Genomic DNA, 20,131 nt, shown 5'->3' with positions numbered 1-20,131 from the left:
GGGCCCGATGGCCGCCATGAGCTTCGACGACGCTCCCGACGTGGTGCTGATCGGCGCCGGGATCATGAGCGCGACCTTCGGCACGATGCTGAAGGAGCTGGAGCCGACGCTTAGGATCGCGATGTTCGAGACGCTGCACGACTGCGCGCAGGAGAGCTCGGAGGGCTGGAACAACGCCGGCACCGGCCACGCGGCCAATTGCGAGCTGAACTACACCCCCCAGCGCCCCGACGGCAGCGTCGACATCGCCAAGGCCCTGGAGGTGAACACCGAGTTCGACATCTCGCGCCAGCTCTGGGCGCATCTGGTGAGGAAGGGCGCGATCCCGGACCCCCGCGCCTTCATCCATCCCTGCCCGCACATGAGCTTCGTCTGGGGGGCCGAGAACGTCGCCTTCCTCAAGGCGCGCTACGCCGCGATGTCGGCCCACCACTGCTACCACGGCATGGAGTACAGCGAGGACCCGCAGGTCATCGCCGGCTGGGCGCCGCTGATCATCGAGGGCCGCGATCCCGGCGAGCCGATCGCCGCCACCCGGATCGTCACCGGGACGGACGTCGATTACGGCGCCCTGACGCACCTGCTGGTGAAGCAGCTCGCGGCGCAGCCCGGCTTCGCCGTCCACTACAACCGCAAGGTCGTCGCCCTCGACCGGGTCGACGACGGCCGCTGGGCCGTGACCGTCGAGGACACCTACGACGGCACGCGCCAGACCGTGACGGCCAAGTTCGTGTTCATCGGCGCGGGCGGCGGCTCGCTGCCGCTGCTGCAGGCCTCGAAGATCCCGGAGGGGCGCGGCTACGGCGGCTTCCCGGTCTCGGGGATCTGGCTGCGCTGCGACGTCGACGCGGTCAGCGCGCGCCACCACGCCAAGGTCTACGGCAAGGCCGCCTCCGGCTCGCCGCCGATGTCGGTGCCCCACCTCGACACCCGCATCATCGGCGGCAAGCGCTCGCTGCTGTTCGGGCCCTACGCGGGCTTCTCGTCGCGCTTCCTGAAGCACGGGTCGCTCACCGACCTGTTCACCGCGCTGACGCCGCACAACATCGTGCCGCTGCTGGACGTCGCCAAGGACAACGTCGCGCTCACCGAGTACCTCGTGGGCCAGGTGCTCCAGAGCTCCGACCACCAGTTCGCGACCCTCAAGGACTTCTTCCCCAAGGCGCTGAAGCAGGACTGGACCTCGGCGGTGGCCGGCCAGCGGGTGCAGACGATCAAGCCGACCGGCAAGGCGAACCCGCTGGAGGAAGGCTACCTCGAATTCGGCACGGAGCTGGTGGCCGCGGCCGACAACTCGATCTGCGCCCTGCTCGGCGCCTCGCCCGGCGCCTCGACGGCGGCCTTCATCGCGGTCGAGGTCCTGGAGAAGTGCTTCGCCGACCGGCTCACGCCGGATGCCTGGCTGCCCCGCCTCAAGGCGGTGATCCCGACCTACGGCATCGACCTCAAGCGGGACGCCGAGGCCTGCCGCCGCACCCGGGCCGAGACGGCGCCGGTCCTGAGGATCGAGAACGTCTGACAGGTTCGCGAGGCGCGGTTCCCCGCGCCCCGCCGGCGGACATCTGAGGGTGCGGCGCGCCCGGCCCGCGGCGGCGGACCGGCGAGCTTCGGCCGGAGAGAGGAACGATGGACATCTCCGCCCTGATGCTCTCGCGCATCCAGTTCGCCTTCACGGTCTCGTTCCACATCATCTTCCCGGCCTTCACGGTCGGGCTGGCGGCCTGGCTCGCCTTCCTCCAGGCCCGGGCGATGATCTCGCGCGGGCCGGTCTACGACCGCCTGTTCGACTTCTGGCTCAAGATCTTCGCCGTCGCCTTCGGGCTCGGCGTCGTCTCCGGCATCGTCATGGCGTTCCAGTTCGGCACCAACTGGAGCGAGCTCGCCCGCCGCACCGGCCCGATCCAGGGGCCGCTCCTCGGCTACGAGAGCTTCACGGCCTTCGCGCTCGAGGCCTCGTTCTTCGGGGTGCTGATGTTCGGCCGCAGGCGGGTGCCGCGCTGGTTCTACCTGTTCGCCTGCCTGATGGTCTGCCTCGGCACCAGCCTGTCGTCGTTCTGGATCCTCGTGAACAATTCGTGGATGCAGTACCCGACCGGCTTCGCCCAGCGCCCGGACGGCGTGTTCGTGCCGACGGACTGGTGGGCGATCATCTTCAACGGGGTCGTCTGGGTCCGCTTCCCCCACATGGTCCTGGCCGCCTACGTCACCACCAGCTTCTGCGTGGCCGCGACGGGGGCGTGGTACATGCTGCGCGGCAGCGACCGGATCGAGGCCCGCGCCATGATCCGGATGGGGCTCGGCCTCGCCGCGATCCTGGTGCCGCTGCAGCTGTTCTTCGGCCACCTCACCGGCGACTACGTCGTCAAGCACCAGCCCTCGAAGATCGCCGCGATCGAGGGCCACTGGGAGAGCCAGGCACCGGCCGGCGAGATCCTGTTCGCCTGGCCCGACGAGGCGCAGGAGAAGAACCACTTCGTCGTCGCCCTGCCCGCCCCGATCGGCAGCCTGATCGACGACGGCACCCTCACCGGCAGGGTGATCGGCATCAAGGACATTCCCAAGGCCGACCGGCCGCCGGTGCTGATCCCGTTCTTCGCCTTCCGGATCATGGTCGGCTGCGGGCTGCTGATGCTGGCGCTGGCCTGGGGCGGGATGGCCTTCTACGCCACCGGGCGGCTGGAGCGGGCGCGCTGGCTGCAATGGGCGATCTTCCTGTCGTTCCCGCTCGGCTTCGTGGCGACGCTGACCGGCTGGTTCACCGCCGAGGTCGGGCGCCAGCCCTGGACGGTCTACGGCCAGCTGCGCACCGCCGACGCGGCGACGCCGTTCCTGGCCGCGCCGCAGGTTGCGACCTCCCTCGCCGTGTTCGGCGCGGTCTACGCGCTGATCTTCGCGGCCGGCACCGTCTACATCTACCGCATGCTCAAGGCCGGCATCCTGCCGACCCCGGCCCGTGCGGGGAGCGCCGCCAACCCCAAGCGGCCGCTCGCCGTGCCGGGCGACAGTCCCGGCACCCCCAGCAGCAATCCCGCGGAGTGAGCGGCCGTGATCGAATTCTGGGCCGCCGCCCTCGCCCTCACCCTGATGCTCTACGTGCTGCTCGACGGGTTCGACCTCGGCGTCGGCATGCTGTTCGGGATCGCCCCGGACGAGACGGCGCGCCGGCACATGATGCAGGCGATCGCCCCCGTCTGGGACGGCAACGAGACCTGGCTGGTGCTCGCCGCTACGATCCTGTTCGGGGCCTTCCCGACGGTCTACGCGCTGCTGCTCTCGGCCTTCTACCTGCCGCTCCTCCTCATGCTCGCGGCCCTGATCCTGCGCGGCGTCGCCTTCGAGTTCCGCTACAAGTCCCGGCGGCTGCGGCGGGTCTGGGACGCGGGCTTCGTCGGCGGCTCCTACTGCGCGGCCTTCGTGCAGGGCGTGACGGTCGGGGCGCTCGTGCAGGAGCTGCCGGTGCAGGGCGGGCTCTACGCCGGTGGGGCGTTCACGTGGCTCACGCCGTTCTCGCTGCTCTGCGGGGTCGGCCTGTGCCTCGGCTACGCGCTGCTCGGCGCCGCGTGGCTGTGCGGCAAGACCGAGTCCGACGTGCGCGACCTCGGCTTCCGGCTGCTGCCGCGGCTCCTGCTGGGCGTCCTGGTCTTCCTCGGCGCAGCCTTCGCGTACGCGCTGGCGATGAACCTGCGGGTGCTGCACCGCTGGGTCGAGCGGCCCGAGATGCTGGTCCTGCCGCTCGTGGGGGCCGCGGCCTGCGCCGGGCTCCTCTACGCGGCGCGGCGCCGGATCGATGCCCTGCCCTTCCCGCTGGTGGCGCTGATCTTCGCCGCCGCCTTCGCGACGCTCGCCGCCTCGTTCCTGCCCTACATGGTGCCGTTCAGCGTGACGGTGACCGAGGCGGCGGCGCCGGAGGCGAGCCTGTCCTTCATGTTCTGGGGCGCGGGGATCGTGGTCCTGCCGATCACCCTGATCTACACCCTGGTGGTCTACCGGGTGTTCAAGGGGAAGGTCGACATCGCCGAGCACTATGACTGAGCCTGCAGCCGGGTTCCCGGACCCGCCCCGGCCGGCGAGGCCGCGCGATGGCCGGTGAGGTCGCGCTCTCCGAGGACGCGCCGGGCCTCCTGCAGCGCCTCGCGGCGTGGTGGCCGCGCGAGGCGGCCGAGGCCGTGCGCATCGCGCTCACCGCCATCGCGGCGATCTGGCTCGCCATGTGGCTCGAGCTGGCGCTGCCGCACTGGGCCGGCTGGACGGTCATCTCGGTGACGCTCGCCACCCGGGCGGCCTCCCTGCGCAAGAGCCTGTGGCGCGCCGGCAGCACGCTGGTGGGCGTCACCGTCGCGATGGTGCTGGTGGCCAATTTCGCCCAGGCGACCCTGGCCTTCGACCTCGCGCTGGCCCTGTGGATGGGCCTGCTCACCGCGGCCTCCAGCGTCGAGAGCGGCCAGCGCGCCTACGGCTTCGCCTCGATGGGCTTCACCGTGCCGATCATCGCGCTGGCCGACGTGCAGAACCCGGAGGCCGTGTTCCAGATCGGTGTCGACCGCTGCTCGACGATCCTGCTCGGGATCGGCTGCGCCTACGCGTCGAACGTGTTCGTGGCGCCGGGCGTCCCCGCCGTCAGCCGCGCCCTGGCGGGGCGGCTCGAGGCGGCCGCTGAGGCCTGCGACGCCTGGATGGCCGCCCTGCGGCGGGGCGAGCGGCCCGGCCCGATGCCGATCGCCGCGGTCATGACCCTGGGCGAGGAGGTCACCGACACGTTCACCGAGCAGCCCTCCCTGCGCTCCGGCGGCCGCGGCATCCGCAACGCCGCCCCCCGGCTGCGGCGGGTGCTCGCCGCGGGCCTGCTGCGGGCGCTGCTGCCGGACCGGCCGGGATCGCGCTCGACCGACCTGATCGGTGCCGGCGGGGCGATCGCCGTCCGGCAGGTCGGGCGCGTCCGGGTCTCGGCGCGGCTCCTGCGGGCCGGCGGGCGCGTGGGCCGGCGGCGCGTGCCGTTCCGCCCGCACCTGCTCCTGTGGAACGACCTGGACTGGGACGGCTGGCACGCCTTCGACAACGCCCTGCGCACCGCCGCCGCCGTCCTGCTCGTCAACGGCTTCTGGTACGTCACCGGCTGGTCGCACGGGGCCGGCGCCGCGACCTGGGCGAGCCTCGTCTGCGTCCTGCTCGCCGCCCATGCCGACCCGCGGGCGGAATCCCGCGCCTTCCTGGTCGGCGCGCTGCTCGCCGGCGTGGTCGGACTCACCGTCCGCTACACCCTGCTGACGACCACCGGGAGCTTCGCGCTGCTGGCCGCGGTGCTGCTGCCGGTGGCGATGCTGGCGGTGGTCGGCCGCGCCGACAAGCGCGCGATCTACGGGATCGGCTTCGGGTTCTTCGTCTTCGGCGTGCTCGATCCCAAGAACCCGATGACCTACGACCTCGCCGACTCGCTCAACACCGTGCTGGCCGAGCTGCTCGGCATGGCGGTGGCGGCGATCGCGTTCGCCGCCCTGCCGCCGCCGGTGAGCGCCGCGACCCTGCGCCTGCGGGCCCGACGCCGGCTGGTCCGGTCGGTGCGGGGCGCGGCCCTCGACCCGGCGCTCCTGCTGCCGCCGCTCGACCGCTACCTCGCCCGGGGCTTCGGCCGGCTCGCCCTCATCGGCGCGGACGACGCGGCGGCCCGGAGCGGCGAGCGCCTGCTCGTCATCGGGCTCCTGCTGCTCGCCCTGCGGGAGACGGACGATCGGGAGGGCCGCCGCGTCGGCCGGGCGGTCTGGGCGCGGCTCGCCGCGTCCCGTCCGGCGGGGCCGGAGACGGCGCCGGATCCCTTGCGCGCGCTCGCCGACCGGGCGACCCTGCCCCTCCAGGCGGAGCGCATCGGGGCGCTGGCCGCCCTCGTGTCGGATCTCGACCGCGCGGGCTGGCCGAACCTCGATCCGGGAGGGCGGGCGTGATCGGCGTGGTCGGATTGCGGGCGGTCGATGTGCTCGGGCTCTTCGTCGAGCCCGCGGTGATCTGCCTGCTCGCCGCCCTGGTGATCACCTGGGCCCTGCGCTGGATCCTGGACTGGATCGGCATCAACCACCTTGTCTGGAACCGCGCCCTGTTCGACTTCAGCCTCCTGACCGCCGTGACGGCGCTGCTGATCCTGTCCCTGCGCGTCCAGGGCCCGTGAGATGGCCCTGAAACCGCGACCGTCGCTGCGCGACTGGCAGCCGCCGCCCGCCTACAACGTCGCCGCCACCCTGCTGGCGCTGGCGGCGGCCGTGGGCCTCGCCTACCTCGCCTTCCTCTACTACGCCTACACGCCCTGGACCCGGGACGGGCGCGTGCGCGTCTACACCGTGCAGGTGGCGCCCGAGGTCTCCGGCACGGTGGTGGCGGTCCGCGTCCGCGACAACCAGTTCGTCCGCAAGGGCGACGTGCTGTTCACGATCGATCCCGGCACGTTCAGGAACGCCGTGACCCAGGCCGAGGGCGCCCTCGCCAGCGCCCGGGCGCGGGCCGGGTACCTCGCGGGGATCGCGCAGCGCACCGCCGACCTCGACGACCTCGCCACCACGCCGCAGCAGAAGCAGACGACCAGCGGCCAGGCGCAGGCCGCCCAGGCCGACGTGGTCCAGGCGGAGGGCGCGCTGGCGCAGGCGCGGCTCAACCTGGAGCGCACGACCCTGCGGGCGACCGTGAACGGCTGGGTCACCAACCTGCTGCTGCAGGAGGGCGGGTTCGCTGCCACGGGACAGCCGGCGCTGACGCTGGTCAACGGCGACAGCTTCTGGATCGAGGGCTATTTCGAGGAGACGCAGCTCCCGCGCATCGGCGCGGGCGACGCCGCGCGCGTGTCGCTGATGGCGTGGCCGGACCGTCCGATCCGGGGGCGCGTCACCGGCCTCGGCCGCGGGATCAGCGTCGCCGACGCCGCCCCGGGCGTCCAGGGGCTGCCGACGGTCAACCCGATCTTCACCTGGGTCCGGCTGGCGCAGCGGGTGCCGATCCGGATCGACCTCGACGACGTGCCCTGCCCGATCGTGCTGGCGGCCGGGATGACGGCGAACGTCGCGATCCTGGCGGAGAAGGCCGGGTCGCCGGACGCCCTGCCGCCCGACCGGCGCACGGGCGCGGCCGCCGGCCAGCGCTGCGACGGGGCGCCGGTCGTCGAGTCGCGGCGCTGACGGCCCGCGCCGGCCGGGAAAATCGGGCGGCGCGGCGCGTTGATCCGGCAGGCGCGCCGCCGCGCGGCGGCCGCGATCGCGACGAGGACCCGATGGACTACAGGCAGTTCGGACGCTCCGGCCTCACCGTGCCGGTGCTCAGCTTCGGCACCGGCACCTTCGGCGGCACGAACGAATTCTTCCAGCGCTGGGGGCAGACGGACGTCGCCGAGGCGACCCGCATGGTCGATCTCTGCCTCGACTCCGGCGTCAACTTCTTCGACACGGCCGACATCTACTCGGGCGGCGCCTCTGAGGAGATCCTGGGCCAGGCCCTGAAGGGCAAGCGCGACCGTGCGCTGATCTCCACCAAGGCGACCTTCCGGTTCAACGACGAGCTGAACCAGGTCGGCTCCTCGCGCTACCACCTGGTCCGCGCCTGCGAGGCCAGTCTGAAGCGGCTCGGCACCGACCATATCGACGTCTACTTCATGCACGGCTTCGACGCCCTCACCCCCGTGGACGAGACGCTGCGGGCGCTCGACGACCTCACCCGTGCGGGCAAGATCGGCTATATCGGCGCCTCCAACTTCTCGGGCTGGCAGCTGATGAAGGCGCTCGCGACCTCCGAGCGCCACGGGCTCGCCCGCTACGTCGCCTACCAGGGCTACTACGCGCTGATCGGCCGCCACTACGAGTGGGAGCTGATGCCGCTCGGCCTCGACCAGGGCGTCGGCCTGATGGTCTGGAGCCCGCTGGGCTGGGGCCGCCTCACCGGCAAGATCCGCCGCGGACAGGCCAACCAGAGCGGCCGCATCGCCGCCGGCGGCGCCGAGGGCGGGCCGCCGGTCTCCGACGACTACCTGTTCGGCGTGGTCGACGCCCTCGACGCCGTGGCGGCCGAGACCGGCAAGACGGTGGCGCAGGTCGCGCTCAACTGGCTGCTGACCCGGCCGACCGTGTGCAACATCGTGGTCGGCGCCCGCAACGAGGAGCAGCTGAAGCAGAACCTCGGCGCCCTCGGCTGGACCCTGACGGCCGAGCAAGTCGCCCGGCTCGACGCGGCGAGCCAGGAGACCCCGATCTACCCGTACTGGCACCAGCGCGGCTTCGACGAGCGCAACTCCAAGCCGACACCCTGGTAGGCCGTCGCCCCGGCCGGGACGATCGGGCGATTTTTCGGAAACGATGCGTTTCGATCGTTTCTGTTCCAACCCGGACGCTCCCGGTCCAGGATGCCTGCGGATGGGGGGCCGATCCCCGCGCGGAGGAGCAAGGCGATGAGCTGGCACAGTGCCGATGACCCGATCCCGGGCGACCATTTCAGCTGCGACGCGATCCAGACCCTGATCGTGCCCCGCTCGCGCGATCTCGGCTCCTTCGCGGTGCGCCGGGCGCTGCCCTCCACCGAGTGCCGGATGGTCGGCCCCTTCATCTTCTTCGACCAGATGGGCCCCTCGGAATTCCTCCTCGGGCAGGGCATGGACGTGCGGCCGCACCCGCATATCGGCCTCTCCACCGTCACCTACCTGTTCGACGGCGAGATCATGCACCGCGACAGCCTCGGCACGGAGCTGCCGATCCGGCCGGGCGAGCTGAACTGGATGACCGCCGGCCGCGGCATCACGCACTCGGAACGCACCGCCCCGACGCTGCGTCAGACCGGCTCCCGCCTGTTCGGCATCCAGAGCTGGGTCGCGCTGACGGACCGGGACGAGGAGAACGCCCCCGCCTTCGAGCACTACGACGCCGCCGCGCTGCCGGTCCTCACCGGCGAGGGCAAGACCGTCCGGCTGATCGCCGGCGAGGCCTTCGGCGCGCGCTCGCCGGTCCGGACCTCGAGCCCGATGGTCTACGCCGACGTGGCCCTCGAGGCCGGCGCCGTCCTGCCCCTCGATCCGACCTACGACGAGCGGGCGATCTACACGGTCGCGGGCGCCATCGAGATCGCCGGCGACGGCTTCGGCCCCGGCCAGCTGCTGGTGTTCCGCCCCGGCGACCGCATCAGCGTGCGCGCCACGGAATCGGCCCGGTTCATGGTGCTGGGCGGCGAGCCAATGGACGGCCCGCGCCACCTGTGGTGGAACTTCGTCTCGTCCCGGCCCGAGCGGATCGCGCAGGCCAAGGAGGATTGGCGCCAGGGCCGGTTCGACACCGTGCCGAACGACGCCGAGTTCATCCCGCTGCCGGAGGACCCGCAGCCCGTCCGCTACCCGTGAGACGGCCCGCAATCCGGCGGTCCCGCGCTACGTCGCGCGGGTATCGCCGCGGCAGCGCAACCCTAGCGCGAACATTAAGGAGTTGTTAACCATTTTCCGTCGGTGTGAGGCGGACGCCGATGCCTCACCGAAGGCTTGCGCTGCACCCTGTCGGCAGGACGCGTGATGGAACAGACGAAGCACCCCAAGGCCGAGGCGCTGGACCAGATCGATGCCGTCGCGCGCGACGCCCGCGAGCCGACGACCCGGATCCGCACCGGCAACCTCGTCCTGCTCGCCGCGGACGAGCGCGTCTCGGCGCAGGGGCGCAACCAGAACCCGTCGCCGGTCGAGCGGTGGCCCGACCTGCTGGAGCGGGTGCAGGGCGCGGCGCGCTACATCCGGGACGTCGAGGACCGGGCACAGGAGCAGGAGACGCACGTCCAGGACCTGCTGCGGCAGGTGCGCGCCGACATGGACGCGGCCCGCGCCCAGGTGCTGGCGGCCGAGCGGGAGACCCACGAGGTCCACGCGCAGGCGATCAAGCTGATCCAGGCCGCCGAGGACCGGGCCGCGGCCGCCGAGGAGCGGGCCGCGGCGGCGGAGCAGATGCTCCAGCGCATCGCCGAGACGATCGACGCGGAATTCGTGATGCAGCCGGGCGGACAGGTGACCGGCCCGGCGGGCAGCGCTCGGGCTTCCGCGACGCGGGCGGCTTCGTGACCGGCGCGGACCCGGCGGAACCGCCACGGCGATGAACGCGACGTTCTGGGCCCAGCTCGACGCCCGCATCGCGCGCGAGCGCGGAGAACCGACGGAGCCGGTTCCGGGGATCGCCGACGGCACCCGCACGGCCGACGCGCCGAGCCCGGCGGCGCGTTCCGAAGCGTCCCCCGAACCCGATTCGGAGACGCTGTCGCGGCCGGTGGCGGACTGGAGCCAGATCCTCGACACCCTGTCGGCCGCGACCGTCGCGAAGCAGGCGCAGGATCAGCGCCTGCACCAGCAATCGACCGCCTGCGAGACCCTGGCCGCGGATCTGGAGGCCGCCCAGCAGGAGATCCGGACCCTGCGGGCGCTCCTGGAGGAGGCGCGGGCGCAGGCGGCGCGGCAGATCCTCGAACGCGAGGCGGAAGCCGACCGGCGCGTCCGGGAGGCCGAGGCGCGGGCCGAGGCCGCGACCCTGCGGGCGGCGGCGGCCGAGGACTGGCTCAAACGGATCGAGCAGGCGAGCCGGGATCTGCTGCCCGACGGGCGGCACGCGGCCGCCTGAGGCCGGGAGCGCCAGCCACGAATCGGCCGCGGCCTGCCGAGGCGGGTCGGCTCAGGCGGCGCGCTCGCCCGGCACGCCGAGGCCGATGGAGCGCGCCAGCGCGGACCGGCGCTCGGCATATTCCTGCGCGACCATCGGATAGTCGGCCGGCAGACCGTAGCGCTCGCGGTAGCTCTGCGGGTGCAGGCCGTGGGCCGTGAGATGGCGCTTGAGCGTCTTGTACCGGCGCCCGTCGATGAAGCTCACGATGCCGTCGGGCCGGATCGAGCTGCGGATCTGCGCGGCGGTAGGCCGGTCGCGCAGCGCGTCGGTGTCCCCCGAAGCCTCGATCGACGCCGCCCCGTTGGCGGCCAGCGCGGTGATCGCGTCGTGACACTGCGCGATCAGGGTCGGGAGGTCGGCGGTCGGAACCCGATTGTTCGATACATAGGCAGCGACGAGCCCTGCCGTCAGCACGATATTGGATTGGGGGCTGACGAGGGACGAATCGGACACGTTATGGGCTCCTGACAAGGTCGAGAACCTTCTTAGGTTGGTCGGCGCCGTTGCGCTTGCCTGAAAGCGTGCTACCGTTTTCCCGAGCGCGCGCGGCGAAGCATGAATACAAGAATTTACGATGAGGACTTTGTTCTCGACGGCGGATTTCAAGCCGAAAGACAGTTTCCGCCTCTGGCGTGAGACGATCTTCGAGCGGATCGTGCCGGTCGAACTTACGCCTGCCGTGGCGCACGCTTTCACCGGCACGCTGGAGGCCGCGGAGGTCGGGCCGCTGCTGATCACGCGCGTGACGCAGAGCGCCGTCACCACCGTCGCGACCCCGGACACGATCCGCCGGCACGGCAAGTACGAGACCCTGAACGTCGCCATCACGCTCAAGGGCCGCGTGTTCAGCGCGCAGGACGACCGCACCGCGATCCAGAATCCCGGCGACATCGTCGTGATGGACCGTCGGCCGGCGACGATGGCCTCCGACGTCGACACGCAGACGCTGTTCGTCGAGCTGCCGCGCGCGGCCCTGGAGCGCGCCCTCGGCTCGACGCGCCGGTTCACGTGCCTCACGATCGGCGCGGATCAAGTCGGCACGTCGATGGTAACGACCTTTTTCCAGGAACTGGTCCGCAACGCGGAGCGCCTGACGCCGGACATGTCGAACCGCATGGCGTCGGTCGGCGTCGATCTCATCGTCGCGAGCATCGCGGAACGCCTCGCGCACGAGACCCCCAAGAACATCCAGGGCGTCCTGATCTTCCAGCGCGCGCTGGCCCACATCGAGGCCCATCTCGGCGACCTGAACCTCGACCCCGCCCGGCTCGCGGCGGCCGTCGGCGTGTCGCTGCGCCACCTCCAGGCCCTGTTCCGCGAGCAGGACCGCAACATCGCCGACTGGATCTGGCGGCGGCGGCTGGAGACCGCCGCGCAGCGTCTCGCCGATCCCGGCTTCGCCCATCTGGCCGTCGGAGAGCTGGCCTACAGCTGCGGCTTCTGCACCCAGAGCCATTTCAGCCGCCGCTTCAAGGACAGCTACGGGATCTCGCCGAGCGAGTACCGGTGGCGCAACCGCGGCGCGGACCAGCTCGCCGGCTGACGTCCGGCTACTGCAGGACGGCGCCCGCGGTGTTCGCGCGGATCCATCCCGGAGCGAGGATGTCGCCGCCCTCGGTGATGATCCAGGGATTGGCATCCTCGGCATCGATCGCCGCGACCGCGGCGGCGAGGGCGGCCCGCAGCGTCGGGAAACTGTGCGACACGGCCACCCGGGCCGGCGCGTAGCCCGGCCAGAGGGTCAGTTCGGCGGGTCGGTCGAGATCGGTCGGCAGCATGGGTCGTGCGGGGCTGGAGGGGCACGCCGCCTGGGCCGCGGGCGTGCGGGGGAGCGGACGGAGAGCTGGCGCGCTCAGGCGGCCTTCGGCTTCGGCCGGGGCACGCGCACCTCGACCATCTGGCCGGTCATCGGGTTGAGGATCAGCATGTCAGCACGTCTCCGGTGGACCTGCCCGTAGAACGCCCGCCGATCGCGCCCGGATCGGAGCGGTCGGCGCAATTGTGCGGTTTGGGTAAACCGATCGTTCACCGTGAAGGCGCGCCGTTCATCCGCGCCGTCTCCGCCCCAGATTACAACCGGGCGTCGTGTGGTCGGAGGTCGGCACACCTACCGTTTTAGGCGTAGGATCCGACGCGCGTCGTCGCGATGGCCGAGCCGCGGGCATACAAAAGCCCGCCACGGCAGGACCGGGCGGGCGGAGTGGCGGCATAGGGTCGGGAGGTTCGCCGTGGCGGCGACCTGCCATCCCGCCCATGACGGCCGCATGACAGCGGTATGCCAGCGCGATGACAGCCGCATGCCAGCCCCACGAATATCGCGCGACCGTCGCGCGAAAGGTGGCCGATCCGGTCAGACCCGCTCCGGCTCCGCCAGCAGGATGGCGGCGCGGATGGCGGCCCGGCGCAGCCCGGCATCGGCCCAGGGCTGATCGATCAGCGTCCGGGCGAAGGGATGCGAGGCCACCGCGGCCGCGGGGTCGATGCGGAAGCCGTCCCCGAACGCCACCGAACCGGGCGTGGGATCGGCCAGATAGGCGTCGACGACGGCCGAGACGTCGTCATCGACGATATCCAGGGTCGTGAACAGGTCGAGAGTCATGGGGCGCTTCGCCATGGCGGCGCTATAGCCGCGCCACCGCGACAGGATCACGACTCCCGCGCCGTCTCCGCGCCGCGATCAGAACGCGGCCGGAACGATCATCGCGGCGGGAACCGGGCCGCGCACGTAGTCCGCGTGCCGCAAGCGCTCGGGCAAGTGGACCGCCGGGTGCTCCACGCTGCCGTAGGGGATCTGGTCGAGCAGGTGGCTGATACAGTTCAGGCGGGCCCGTCGCTTGTCGACCGCCTCGACCACCCACCAGGGCGCCTCGGGGATATGGGTCCGCGCCAGCATGTCCTCCTTGGCCCGGGTGTAGTCCTCCCAGCGGCGCCGCGACTCGACGTCTATGGGCGACAGCTTCCACTGCTTGAGCGGATCGTGGATCCGCATCCGGAAGCGGAATTCCTGCTCGGCATCGGTGATCGAGAACCAGTATTTTACCAGGACGATGCCGGAGCGCACCAGCATGCGCTCGAATTCGGGGACCGACCGGAAGAACTCCTCGACCTCCGCCTCGGTGCAGAAGCCCATGACCCGCTCGACGCCGGCGCGGTTGTACCAGGAGCGGTCGAACAGCACGATCTCGCCGCCGGCGGGCAGATGGGAGACGTAGCGCTGGAAATACCATTGCGTCCGCTCGCGCTCGCTCGGGGCAGGCAAGGCGGCGACGCGGCAGACGCGGGGATTGAGGCGCTGGGTGATCCGCTTGATCACGCCGCCCTTGCCGGCCGAGTCGCGGCCCTCGAACAGCACGACCACGCGCAGTTTCCGGTCCTGCACCCAGTCCTGGAGCCGGACCAGCTCGTGCTGCAGCCGGAGCAGCGCGCGGAAATAGACCTTGCGGTCGAGATGATCGGGCGGCGCGCCGCCGAGCTCGGCCGCGAGCCGGTCGAGGCGATCCTCCTCGAGCCCGAGTTCCAGCTCCTCGTCGTAGCTGTCGGCGAGGTCACGCCGGATCGCCTCCAGGGTGGCATCCGAGTTGGCGTTCAAGGTGGCATCCGGGGCAGAGCTGTCGTCGGGCCGCATCGCCGGTTCTCCTGCGCGTCGCGGGGCCGACCTAGAGCAGCGTTCCGTGACACGCCTGAGAAAGCGCCGCGCCCGCGGCGGCCGATCCCATGTCGCGCCCGTGATCGTTCCGTCATACGGTTCCGCCACCGATCGGGGCGACCGGAGATGCGTCATGGCTGGAGAAGCGAAGAGGGCCGGGCCGAAGCGCCGGCAGGACGACCCCGATCCGGCGCGCGCCGAGGGCGAGAAGGTCGGCGCGCGCATCGATGCCGCCTTCGAGAAGCTCGCCGGGAAGCTGCGCGCCCGCGCCGACAGGGCCCGCGCCAAGCTCGACGCGGCGACGAAGGCCGAGAAGCGGGCGGTGCTGCTGCGCCGCTACGAACTCTACGCGGACGCGGCGGCCTATCTCGAGGAGCGGCTCGTCGATCGCGGGGGGCGATCCGCGTGATCTCCATTGACCCGGCCGGGCGCGGCGCCGCCCGACGCAGCTGACGGCGAGGATCCCATGTTCGACGCGACCAAGATGCTCGCCGACGCCCTCGGCGAGCACCTGGCCCTGACCTACCAGCGGACCTTCGGCAGCCGGGAGCCGCGCTACGCCGAGATCATCGAGGCCGCGGCGCGCCTGACGATCGAGCGGATCGTCGGGAGCGACGCCCTCTACCACGACGGCGACCACACGGCCCTCGTCACCCTGGTCGCCCAGGACATCCTCCGCGGCCGCTTCCTGCAGCAGGGCATCACGCCCGAGGACTGGCTGCACATGATCCTGGCCGCCCTCTACCACGACATCGGCTACGTGCGCGGCGTCTGCGCCGGAGACCGGCTGCAGGCCTTCGTCATCGACGCGCAGGGCACGACCGTCAGCCTGCCCCGGGGCGCCTCGGACGCGGCGCTGGCGCCCTACCACGTGGAACGCTCGAAGCTGGCCGTGCAGGAGCGCTTCGGCACGCACGATCTCGTCGACGCGTCCCGGGTCATCCGGGCGATCGAGCTGACCCGCTTCCCGGTCCCCGAGGACGATTCCCATCGCGAGACCGGGACCGAGGCCGGCCTGCTGCGGGCGGCCGACCTGATCGGTCAGCTCGGCGACCCGCTCTACCCGCGCAAATTGAACGCCCTATTCCACGAATTCGCCGAGATCGGCGTCAACGCGGAACTCGGCTACGACAGCCCGGCCGACCTCGCGGAGCGCTACCCGTCGTTCTTCTGGGGCAAGATCGAGCCCGTGATCGGGGACGCGATCCGGTTCCTCGACCTCACGGTCGAGGGACGGGGCTGGGTCGCGAACCTCTACGCCCACGTCTTCGCCATCGAGCACGACCGCCGGCGCATGGGCCCGCATCCCGGGCCGGGCCCCCTCTGAGGCCGCGCGGGCGGCGCGGCGGCCTCAGGCGGCCGCGACGAGCCTGGTCAAGGCCCGGACCAGCTCTGCCGCCACGAACGGCTTCTCCAGGATGGGCCGGCTCGCCTGGGCCGAGGCGCCGGTGACCCGCACGTCGCCGGTGGCGAACAGGTACGGCACGCCGAGGACGCCGAGACGCTCGGCGACCGGATAGACGCTGTTCCCGTCGCCCAGATTCACGTCGAGCACCGCGGCGTCGGGCGTCTGCTCGGCGATCAGGTCCAGGGCGAGATCCGCGCGCGGGACCGGGCCGATCACCTCGGCCCCGGCGCTGTGCAACCAGCGCTTGACCTCGCTGGCGATGAGATACTCGTCCTCGACGACGAGGACGCGGCACCCGGACAGGGGCGGAACAGCCTCGGGCACGATCCCCTCCCATCGGCGCGCGACGATCCGAGAATAACCGCGCGACACGACCGGAGGTTCGCGCCGTTCGCATGATCCGCCACGAACCCCGACGGCGCGGGACAGCGCCGGCCCGCGCGGCGGGTCGATCAGCCCCCTGGCCGAGCCGGGGCGTCGGGCGGGAAGAAGCGGTTGGCCGGCCGCGCGAGGCCGAGATGGTCGCGCAGCGTCGTTCCGGCGTAGTCCCGGCGGAACAGCCCACGCCGCTGCAGCTCCGGCACCAGCCGGTCGACCACGTCGTCGAGACCCTCGGGCACGAACGGGAACATCACGTTGAAGCCGTCGCAGGCGCGCGTCTCCAGCCACTCCTCCATGCGGTCGGCCACCTGCGCGGCCGTGCCGACCATCTGCAGGCCGCCGTAGCCGCCGACCTTGCGGGCGAGTTCCCGCACGGTCGCGCCGGTGCGGCGGGCGTAGTCGACGATCTGGGCCTGCCCGCTCTTGCTGGCGTTGCTCTCGGGAAGCTCCGGGAGCGGCGCGTCGAGGGCGAAGCCCGTCGCGTCGACGCCGAGGCGGACCGAGAGGTTGGCGAGGCCGCTGTCGGGATGGACGAGGTCGTCGAGGCGCGCCTTCTTGGCCTGCGCCTCGTCCTCCGTCTCGCCCAGGACGATGAAGCAGCCGGGCAGGATCTTGAGCTGGTCCGGGTCGCGCCCCGCCGCCGGCATCCGCCCCTTCACGTCGGCGTAGAAGGCCCGCGCCGCCTCCAGGGTCGAGGCCGCGCCGAACACCATCTCGGCGGTCTCGGCGGCGATCTGCTTGCCGGCCTCGGAGGCGCCGGCCTGGACGATCACCGGCCAGCCCTGCACCGGCCGGGCGACGTTGAGCGGCCCCTTCACCTTCAGGAAGTCGCCGCGGTGGTCGAGGACGCGCATCTTCGCCGGGTCGAAGAACAGGCCGCTCGCCGGATCCATCGTGAAGGCGTCGTCGGCGAAGGAATCCCACAGGCCGGTCACCACGTCGAAGAACTCGCGGGCGCGGGCGTAGCGGGTGGCATGCTCCAGATGCGCGTCGCGGCCGAAGTTCAGGGCCTCGTCCGGGTTGCCGGAGGTGACGAGGTTCCAGCCGGCCCGCCCCTTCGAGATGTGGTCGAGCGAGGCGAACTTGCGGGCGACGTGGTAGGGCTCGTTGTAGGTTGTCGACGCGGTGGCGATCAGGCCGATCCGATCGGTGAGCACGGCGAGCGCCGGCAGCAGGGTCAGCGGGTCGAACGACGTCACGGTGGCCGAGCGGCGGAGCGCCGCCACCGGCATGTTCATCACCGCGAGGTGGTCGGCCATGAAGAACGCGTCGAACTTCGCGGCCTCCAGCCGCCGGGCGAAGTGCGCCAGGTGCTCGAAGTTGAAGTTCGCGTCCGGATAGCCGCCCGGATAGCGCCACCACGCGGTGTGGATGCCGACCGGGCGCATGAAGGCGCCGAGATGCAGCTGGCGGTCCCGGCTCATCGCTGCCGTCTCCAGTCTCTCACGGATGCTTGTGGATCGGGTCGACCCAGTACACCGTCTCGGGCGCCTCGGCGGCCTCGACGTCGGGCAGGTTGACCACCACCGCCTCGTTGTCGGAGCGCACCAGCACGCAGTGCAGCGGCTCGTCGGTCGAGGCGTTGATCTCCTGGTGCGGCACGAAGGGCGGCACGAAGATGAAGTCGCCCGGCCCGGCCTCGGCGACGTATTCGAGCCGGTCGCCCCAGCGCATCCGGGCGCGGCCCGAGACCACGTAGATCACGCTCTCCAGTTCGCCGTGGTGGTGCACGCCGGTCTTGGCGTCGGGCTGGATCGCCACCGTGCCGGCCCAGATCTTCTGGGCGCCGACCCGGGCGGCGTTGATCGCGGCCTGCCGGTACATGCCGGGCGTTTGCGCGGTGTTGGCGTCGAGCCGGTCGCCGGGGATCACCCGAACGCCGTCGTGCTTCCAGCGCTCGGACGCGCCGTGGTCGTGGGCGTGATCGTGGGCGTGATCGTGGGCGTGGCCATGATCGTGGCTGTGGCCGTGGTCGTCGCCGTGGTCGTGCATGTCGGGTCCTCCCGCGCCATCATTGCACGGCGGCGGCGGTTTGCGAGACGCTCGTGTCGAGGATCGCCTCGGCCCGCGGCGCGCGGGCCTTCGGGATCAGCCCGGCGCGGACGTAGAGATCGATGTTGCGCTGCTCGTCGGCGATCACGGACGCGTCGATCGGGACGGCCCGGTAGGCGGCGCGGCCGAACCAGCGCCGCGGCACCGCCTCCGGCAGGCCGATGAGCTTCGACCAGACGGACGCGTAGGGCGCCGGATCCTTCAGGGCCCATTCCCGGGCGCGGGCGAGGCGCGCGCCGAAATCGGCGAGCAGCGCCCGCTTGGTGCGGATCGCGTCGTCGCTCGCCACCGCGAAGGTCAGGCCCGGGGTGATGCCGTTGCCGTCGCGGATCACCCGGACGAGGCCGGCGAGCTCCGCCGTGGAGGTGTAGGGCTCCCAGGTCGACCAGGCGTCGACCGCCCCGGAGGCCAGCGCGATCTTGGCGTCGGCCGGCGGCAGGAAGCTGAAGGTCACGCTGTCGGCGGGCAGGCCCGCCTCCTCCAGCGCCGCCAGGACCACCTGATGGCCGATCGAGCCGCGGTTCGTGGCGACGCGCTTGCCCTTCAGGTCGGCCACGGTGCGGAGGGGCGATTCCTTGAGCACCAGGATCGCCAGCCCGTCCTGCCGGTTGCGGAAGGCCAGGAAGGCCTTCACCGGCACCCCGGCGGCGGCCGCGAAGGTGAAGGGCGCGTCGCCGACGCCGCCCGCGTCGATCGCGCCGGCGTTCAGCGCCTCGAGCAGGGGCGCGGCCGCCGGGAACTCGCTCCAGTCGAGCCGGTAGGGCAGCCCGTCGAGCACGCCGGCCGCCTCCATCAGCGCGCGGGCGTTGCCGCGCTGGTCGCCGACCCGCAGCACCTCCTGCGCGTGCGCCGGCCGGACCGCCAGGAGCGCCAGCAGGGCGAGGATGACGGCGCGCATCAGGCGGCCTCGGCGGCGCCGCGGCGCCCGAGGGCGGCGCGGACGGCGGGCAGCAGCGACCGGCCGTACTGGAGCGCGTCCTCCAGCGGGTCGAAGCCGCGGATCAGGAAGGTCCGCACGCCCAGGTCGTGATAGTCGAGCAGGGCATCGGCGACCTGCTCGGGGGTGCCGACCAGGGCGGTCGAGTTGCCCGCCGCCCCGGTCTCGGCCGCGATGGCGGTGAACAGGCGCTTGTCGTGGCGCGGCCCCGCGGCGGCCGCCGCGAGGAGCCGCCGGGAGCCCTCGTTCTGCGGCGTCGCCGCCGGGCCGAGGCCCTTGGCGACCCGGACGGCCCGGGTCCGGGCCAGGATGTCCTCGGCGCGCTCCCAGGCCCGCGCCTCGGTCTCGGCGAGGATCGGCCGGACCGACAGGCTGAAGCGCGGCGCCCGCCCGTGGGCCGCGGCCGCCGCCCGCACCCGGCCGATCAGCTCGGCGACCTGCGCGTGGGTCTCGCCCCAGAGGGCGTAGGTATCGGCGTGGCGGCCGGCCACCGCCAGCGCCGCCGGCGAGGCGCCGCCGAAATAGACCGGGATCGCGTTGACCGGCTTCACCTCGGAGAAGCCGCGCTCCACCCGGTAGTGATCGCCCGCGTAGTCGAACGGCTCCGCGGCGGTCCAGCTCTGCCGGACGATGTCGAGGAACTCGCGGGTGCGGGCGTAGCGCGCGTCCTTGGTGAGGTGGTCGCCGTCCTGGGCGAGTTCCCGGTCGTCGCCGCCGCTGATCACGTGGATCGCGACCCGGCCGCCGGTGAGCTGGTCGAGGGTCGCGAATTGCCGCGCCGCCACGGTGGGCGCCGTGAATCCGGTGCGGTGGGCGATCATCAGTCCCAGCCGCTCGGTCACGGCGGCGACCTGCCCGGCGAGCAGGAGCGCGTCCGGCGTGGTCGCGTGGAAGGCCACCAGCACCCGGTCGAACCCGCCCCATTCGTGCGTCTGCGCCAGGAGCTTCAGGTAGTCGCGGTCGATGGACGGCCCCGCCGCCGGGTGGATCTCGGAGGTGTGCCGGGGGGCGACGAAGCCGATGAACTCGACGGCATCGGGGGGAAGCAGGCTCATGGTGCG

The 20,131-nt window shown here is 72.1% G+C and carries 23 protein-coding genes; 13 read left to right on the top strand and 10 right to left on the bottom strand.

Annotation, left to right across the window (positions count from 1 at the left end; all coding sequences use genetic code 11):
• Positions 1 to 7 precede the first annotated feature (7 nt).
• The 10 genes from mqo to ACLBYB_RS05600 all read left to right on the top strand — a co-directional run bounded on the left by mqo (position 8) and on the right by ACLBYB_RS05600 (position 10,604).
• Positions 8 to 1,519 (top strand): malate dehydrogenase (quinone), encoded by a 1,512-nt coding sequence (gene mqo / locus ACLBYB_RS05645; protein WP_447698194.1) that lies wholly within the window; start codon positions 8 to 10, stop codon positions 1,517 to 1,519.
• A 107-nt stretch (positions 1,520 to 1,626) separates the two neighbouring features.
• A complete protein-coding gene (locus tag ACLBYB_RS05640; RefSeq protein ID WP_447698193.1) occupies positions 1,627 to 3,039 on the top strand; it encodes a cytochrome ubiquinol oxidase subunit I in 1,413 nt (470 codons plus the stop codon).
• A gap of 6 nt (positions 3,040 to 3,045) precedes the next feature.
• Entirely contained in the window at positions 3,046 to 4,032 is a 987-nt protein-coding gene (cydB, locus tag ACLBYB_RS05635) for a cytochrome d ubiquinol oxidase subunit II (protein WP_447698192.1), read from the top strand.
• 47 nt (positions 4,033 to 4,079) lie between these two features.
• The gene (locus ACLBYB_RS05630) at positions 4,080 to 5,936 is read left to right on the top strand and encodes an FUSC family protein (RefSeq protein WP_447698191.1); all 1,857 of its coding nucleotides are present in this window, start codon (positions 4,080 to 4,082) and stop codon (positions 5,934 to 5,936) included.
• Positions 5,933 to 6,157 carry a DUF1656 domain-containing protein gene (locus ACLBYB_RS05625; RefSeq protein WP_020091025.1) on the top strand — a complete coding sequence of 75 codons (225 nt, stop codon included), beginning with the start codon at positions 5,933 to 5,935 and terminating at the stop codon, positions 6,155 to 6,157. Before ACLBYB_RS05630 ends, ACLBYB_RS05625 begins: the two co-directional genes overlap by 4 nt.
• Before the next feature lies 1 nt (position 6,158).
• Positions 6,159 to 7,154 carry an HlyD family secretion protein gene (locus ACLBYB_RS05620; RefSeq protein ID WP_056522821.1) on the top strand — a complete coding sequence of 332 codons (996 nt, stop codon included), beginning with the start codon at positions 6,159 to 6,161 and terminating at the stop codon, positions 7,152 to 7,154.
• A gap of 92 nt (positions 7,155 to 7,246) precedes the next feature.
• On the top strand, positions 7,247 to 8,278 hold the full coding sequence (locus tag ACLBYB_RS05615) for an aldo/keto reductase (RefSeq protein WP_447698190.1): 1,032 nt from the start codon (positions 7,247 to 7,249) through the stop codon (positions 8,276 to 8,278).
• A 135-nt stretch (positions 8,279 to 8,413) separates the two neighbouring features.
• Positions 8,414 to 9,352: a pirin family protein gene (locus ACLBYB_RS05610; RefSeq protein WP_020091028.1), complete on the top strand. Its 939-nt coding sequence runs from the start codon at positions 8,414 to 8,416 to the stop codon at positions 9,350 to 9,352.
• Between the two features lie 165 nt (positions 9,353 to 9,517).
• On the top strand, positions 9,518 to 10,054 hold the full coding sequence (locus ACLBYB_RS05605) for a hypothetical protein (protein WP_447680728.1): 537 nt from the start codon (positions 9,518 to 9,520) through the stop codon (positions 10,052 to 10,054).
• Between the two features lie 31 nt (positions 10,055 to 10,085).
• Complete coding sequence (locus tag ACLBYB_RS05600; RefSeq protein WP_447698189.1) at positions 10,086 to 10,604, top strand: hypothetical protein; 519 nt, start codon at positions 10,086 to 10,088, stop codon at positions 10,602 to 10,604.
• Positions 10,605 to 10,655: 51 nt separating this feature from the next.
• Here ACLBYB_RS05600 and ACLBYB_RS05595 read toward each other — a convergent pair whose 3' ends face one another.
• Positions 10,656 to 11,099 (bottom strand): MucR family transcriptional regulator, encoded by a 444-nt coding sequence (locus tag ACLBYB_RS05595; protein WP_447698188.1) that lies wholly within the window; start codon positions 11,097 to 11,099, stop codon positions 10,656 to 10,658.
• Between the two features lie 121 nt (positions 11,100 to 11,220).
• On the opposite strand from ACLBYB_RS05595, the gene ACLBYB_RS05590 reads away from it, so the two are divergent.
• Positions 11,221 to 12,189 carry a helix-turn-helix domain-containing protein gene (locus tag ACLBYB_RS05590; RefSeq protein ID WP_026604602.1) on the top strand — a complete coding sequence of 323 codons (969 nt, stop codon included), beginning with the start codon at positions 11,221 to 11,223 and terminating at the stop codon, positions 12,187 to 12,189.
• Between the two features lie 7 nt (positions 12,190 to 12,196).
• Here ACLBYB_RS05590 and ACLBYB_RS05585 read toward each other — a convergent pair whose 3' ends face one another.
• The 4 genes from ACLBYB_RS05585 to ppk2 all read right to left on the bottom strand — a co-directional run bounded on the left by ACLBYB_RS05585 (position 12,197) and on the right by ppk2 (position 14,271).
• A complete protein-coding gene (locus tag ACLBYB_RS05585; RefSeq protein ID WP_020091033.1) occupies positions 12,197 to 12,424 on the bottom strand; it encodes a hypothetical protein in 228 nt (75 codons plus the stop codon).
• Between the two features lie 74 nt (positions 12,425 to 12,498).
• Positions 12,499 to 12,645 (bottom strand): hypothetical protein, encoded by a 147-nt coding sequence (locus ACLBYB_RS05580; protein ID WP_447680724.1) that lies wholly within the window; start codon positions 12,643 to 12,645, stop codon positions 12,499 to 12,501.
• A 351-nt stretch (positions 12,646 to 12,996) separates the two neighbouring features.
• On the bottom strand, positions 12,997 to 13,245 hold the full coding sequence (locus ACLBYB_RS05575; RefSeq protein ID WP_128083267.1) for a hypothetical protein: 249 nt from the start codon (positions 13,243 to 13,245) through the stop codon (positions 12,997 to 12,999).
• A 78-nt stretch (positions 13,246 to 13,323) separates the two neighbouring features.
• Positions 13,324 to 14,271, bottom strand: coding sequence for a polyphosphate kinase 2 (ppk2, locus tag ACLBYB_RS05570; protein WP_447698187.1), 948 nt, complete (start codon positions 14,269 to 14,271; stop codon positions 13,324 to 13,326).
• A 154-nt stretch (positions 14,272 to 14,425) separates the two neighbouring features.
• Here ppk2 and ACLBYB_RS05565 point away from each other — a divergent pair, with 154 nt between their 5' ends.
• Together ACLBYB_RS05565 and ACLBYB_RS05560 are read left to right on the top strand one after the other, a co-directional pair.
• Positions 14,426 to 14,701 carry a hypothetical protein gene (locus ACLBYB_RS05565; protein WP_091927737.1) on the top strand — a complete coding sequence of 92 codons (276 nt, stop codon included), beginning with the start codon at positions 14,426 to 14,428 and terminating at the stop codon, positions 14,699 to 14,701.
• A 57-nt stretch (positions 14,702 to 14,758) separates the two neighbouring features.
• Complete coding sequence (locus ACLBYB_RS05560) at positions 14,759 to 15,619, top strand: hypothetical protein (RefSeq protein WP_020091038.1); 861 nt, start codon at positions 14,759 to 14,761, stop codon at positions 15,617 to 15,619.
• 24 nt (positions 15,620 to 15,643) lie between these two features.
• On the opposite strand, the gene ACLBYB_RS05555 is transcribed toward ACLBYB_RS05560, so the two are convergent.
• The 5 genes from ACLBYB_RS05555 to ACLBYB_RS05535 form a co-directional block, all read right to left on the bottom strand.
• The gene (locus tag ACLBYB_RS05555) at positions 15,644 to 16,024 is read right to left on the bottom strand and encodes a response regulator (RefSeq protein ID WP_447698186.1); all 381 of its coding nucleotides are present in this window, start codon (positions 16,022 to 16,024) and stop codon (positions 15,644 to 15,646) included.
• Between the two features lie 128 nt (positions 16,025 to 16,152).
• A complete protein-coding gene (locus ACLBYB_RS05550; protein WP_447698185.1) occupies positions 16,153 to 17,505 on the bottom strand; it encodes an LLM class flavin-dependent oxidoreductase in 1,353 nt (450 codons plus the stop codon).
• A 19-nt stretch (positions 17,506 to 17,524) separates the two neighbouring features.
• Complete coding sequence (locus ACLBYB_RS05545) at positions 17,525 to 18,073, bottom strand: cupin domain-containing protein (RefSeq protein ID WP_020091041.1); 549 nt, start codon at positions 18,071 to 18,073, stop codon at positions 17,525 to 17,527.
• A gap of 19 nt (positions 18,074 to 18,092) precedes the next feature.
• Entirely contained in the window at positions 18,093 to 19,031 is a 939-nt protein-coding gene (locus tag ACLBYB_RS05540) for an ABC transporter substrate-binding protein (RefSeq protein WP_447698184.1), read from the bottom strand.
• Positions 19,031 to 20,125, bottom strand: a complete 1,095-nt coding sequence (locus ACLBYB_RS05535) for an LLM class flavin-dependent oxidoreductase (protein WP_447698183.1) — start codon at positions 20,123 to 20,125, stop codon at positions 19,031 to 19,033. The genes ACLBYB_RS05540 and ACLBYB_RS05535 overlap by 1 nt, the downstream gene beginning before the upstream one ends.
• Positions 20,126 to 20,131 lie beyond the last annotated feature (6 nt).

It is taken from the genome of Methylobacterium sp. D54C (genome assembly GCF_053345595.1).
Note: the sequence above shows the minus strand (reverse complement) of the source record. Positions and strands in the feature narration are given on the sequence as shown.

Excerpts from the sequence above, each read along its gene's own strand:
- mqo (WP_447698194.1), top strand. The coding sequence starts at position 8 with ATGGCCGCCATGAGCTTCGACGACGCTCCCGACGTGGTGCTGATCGGC.
- ACLBYB_RS05585 (WP_020091033.1), bottom strand. The coding sequence starts at position 12,424 with ATGCTGCCGACCGATCTCGACCGACCCGCCGAACTGACCCTCTGGCCG.
- ACLBYB_RS05590 (WP_026604602.1), top strand. The coding sequence starts at position 11,221 with ATGAGGACTTTGTTCTCGACGGCGGATTTCAAGCCGAAAGACAGTTTC.
- ppk2 (WP_447698187.1), bottom strand. The coding sequence starts at position 14,271 with ATGCGGCCCGACGACAGCTCTGCCCCGGATGCCACCTTGAACGCCAAC.
- ACLBYB_RS05545 (WP_020091041.1), bottom strand. The coding sequence starts at position 18,073 with ATGCACGACCACGGCGACGACCACGGCCACAGCCACGATCATGGCCAC.
- ACLBYB_RS05550 (WP_447698185.1), bottom strand. The coding sequence starts at position 17,505 with ATGAGCCGGGACCGCCAGCTGCATCTCGGCGCCTTCATGCGCCCGGTC.
- ACLBYB_RS05640 (WP_447698193.1), top strand. The coding sequence starts at position 1,627 with ATGGACATCTCCGCCCTGATGCTCTCGCGCATCCAGTTCGCCTTCACG.
- ACLBYB_RS05560 (WP_020091038.1), top strand. The coding sequence starts at position 14,759 with ATGTTCGACGCGACCAAGATGCTCGCCGACGCCCTCGGCGAGCACCTG.
- ACLBYB_RS05605 (WP_447680728.1), top strand. The coding sequence starts at position 9,518 with ATGGAACAGACGAAGCACCCCAAGGCCGAGGCGCTGGACCAGATCGAT.
- ACLBYB_RS05535 (WP_447698183.1), bottom strand. The coding sequence starts at position 20,125 with ATGAGCCTGCTTCCCCCCGATGCCGTCGAGTTCATCGGCTTCGTCGCC.
- ACLBYB_RS05610 (WP_020091028.1), top strand. The coding sequence starts at position 8,414 with ATGAGCTGGCACAGTGCCGATGACCCGATCCCGGGCGACCATTTCAGC.
- ACLBYB_RS05575 (WP_128083267.1), bottom strand. The coding sequence starts at position 13,245 with ATGACTCTCGACCTGTTCACGACCCTGGATATCGTCGATGACGACGTC.
- ACLBYB_RS05600 (WP_447698189.1), top strand. The coding sequence starts at position 10,086 with ATGAACGCGACGTTCTGGGCCCAGCTCGACGCCCGCATCGCGCGCGAG.
- ACLBYB_RS05540 (WP_447698184.1), bottom strand. The coding sequence starts at position 19,031 with ATGCGCGCCGTCATCCTCGCCCTGCTGGCGCTCCTGGCGGTCCGGCCG.
- ACLBYB_RS05620 (WP_056522821.1), top strand. The coding sequence starts at position 6,159 with ATGGCCCTGAAACCGCGACCGTCGCTGCGCGACTGGCAGCCGCCGCCC.
- ACLBYB_RS05615 (WP_447698190.1), top strand. The coding sequence starts at position 7,247 with ATGGACTACAGGCAGTTCGGACGCTCCGGCCTCACCGTGCCGGTGCTC.
- ACLBYB_RS05565 (WP_091927737.1), top strand. The coding sequence starts at position 14,426 with ATGGCTGGAGAAGCGAAGAGGGCCGGGCCGAAGCGCCGGCAGGACGAC.
- ACLBYB_RS05630 (WP_447698191.1), top strand. The coding sequence starts at position 4,080 with ATGGCCGGTGAGGTCGCGCTCTCCGAGGACGCGCCGGGCCTCCTGCAG.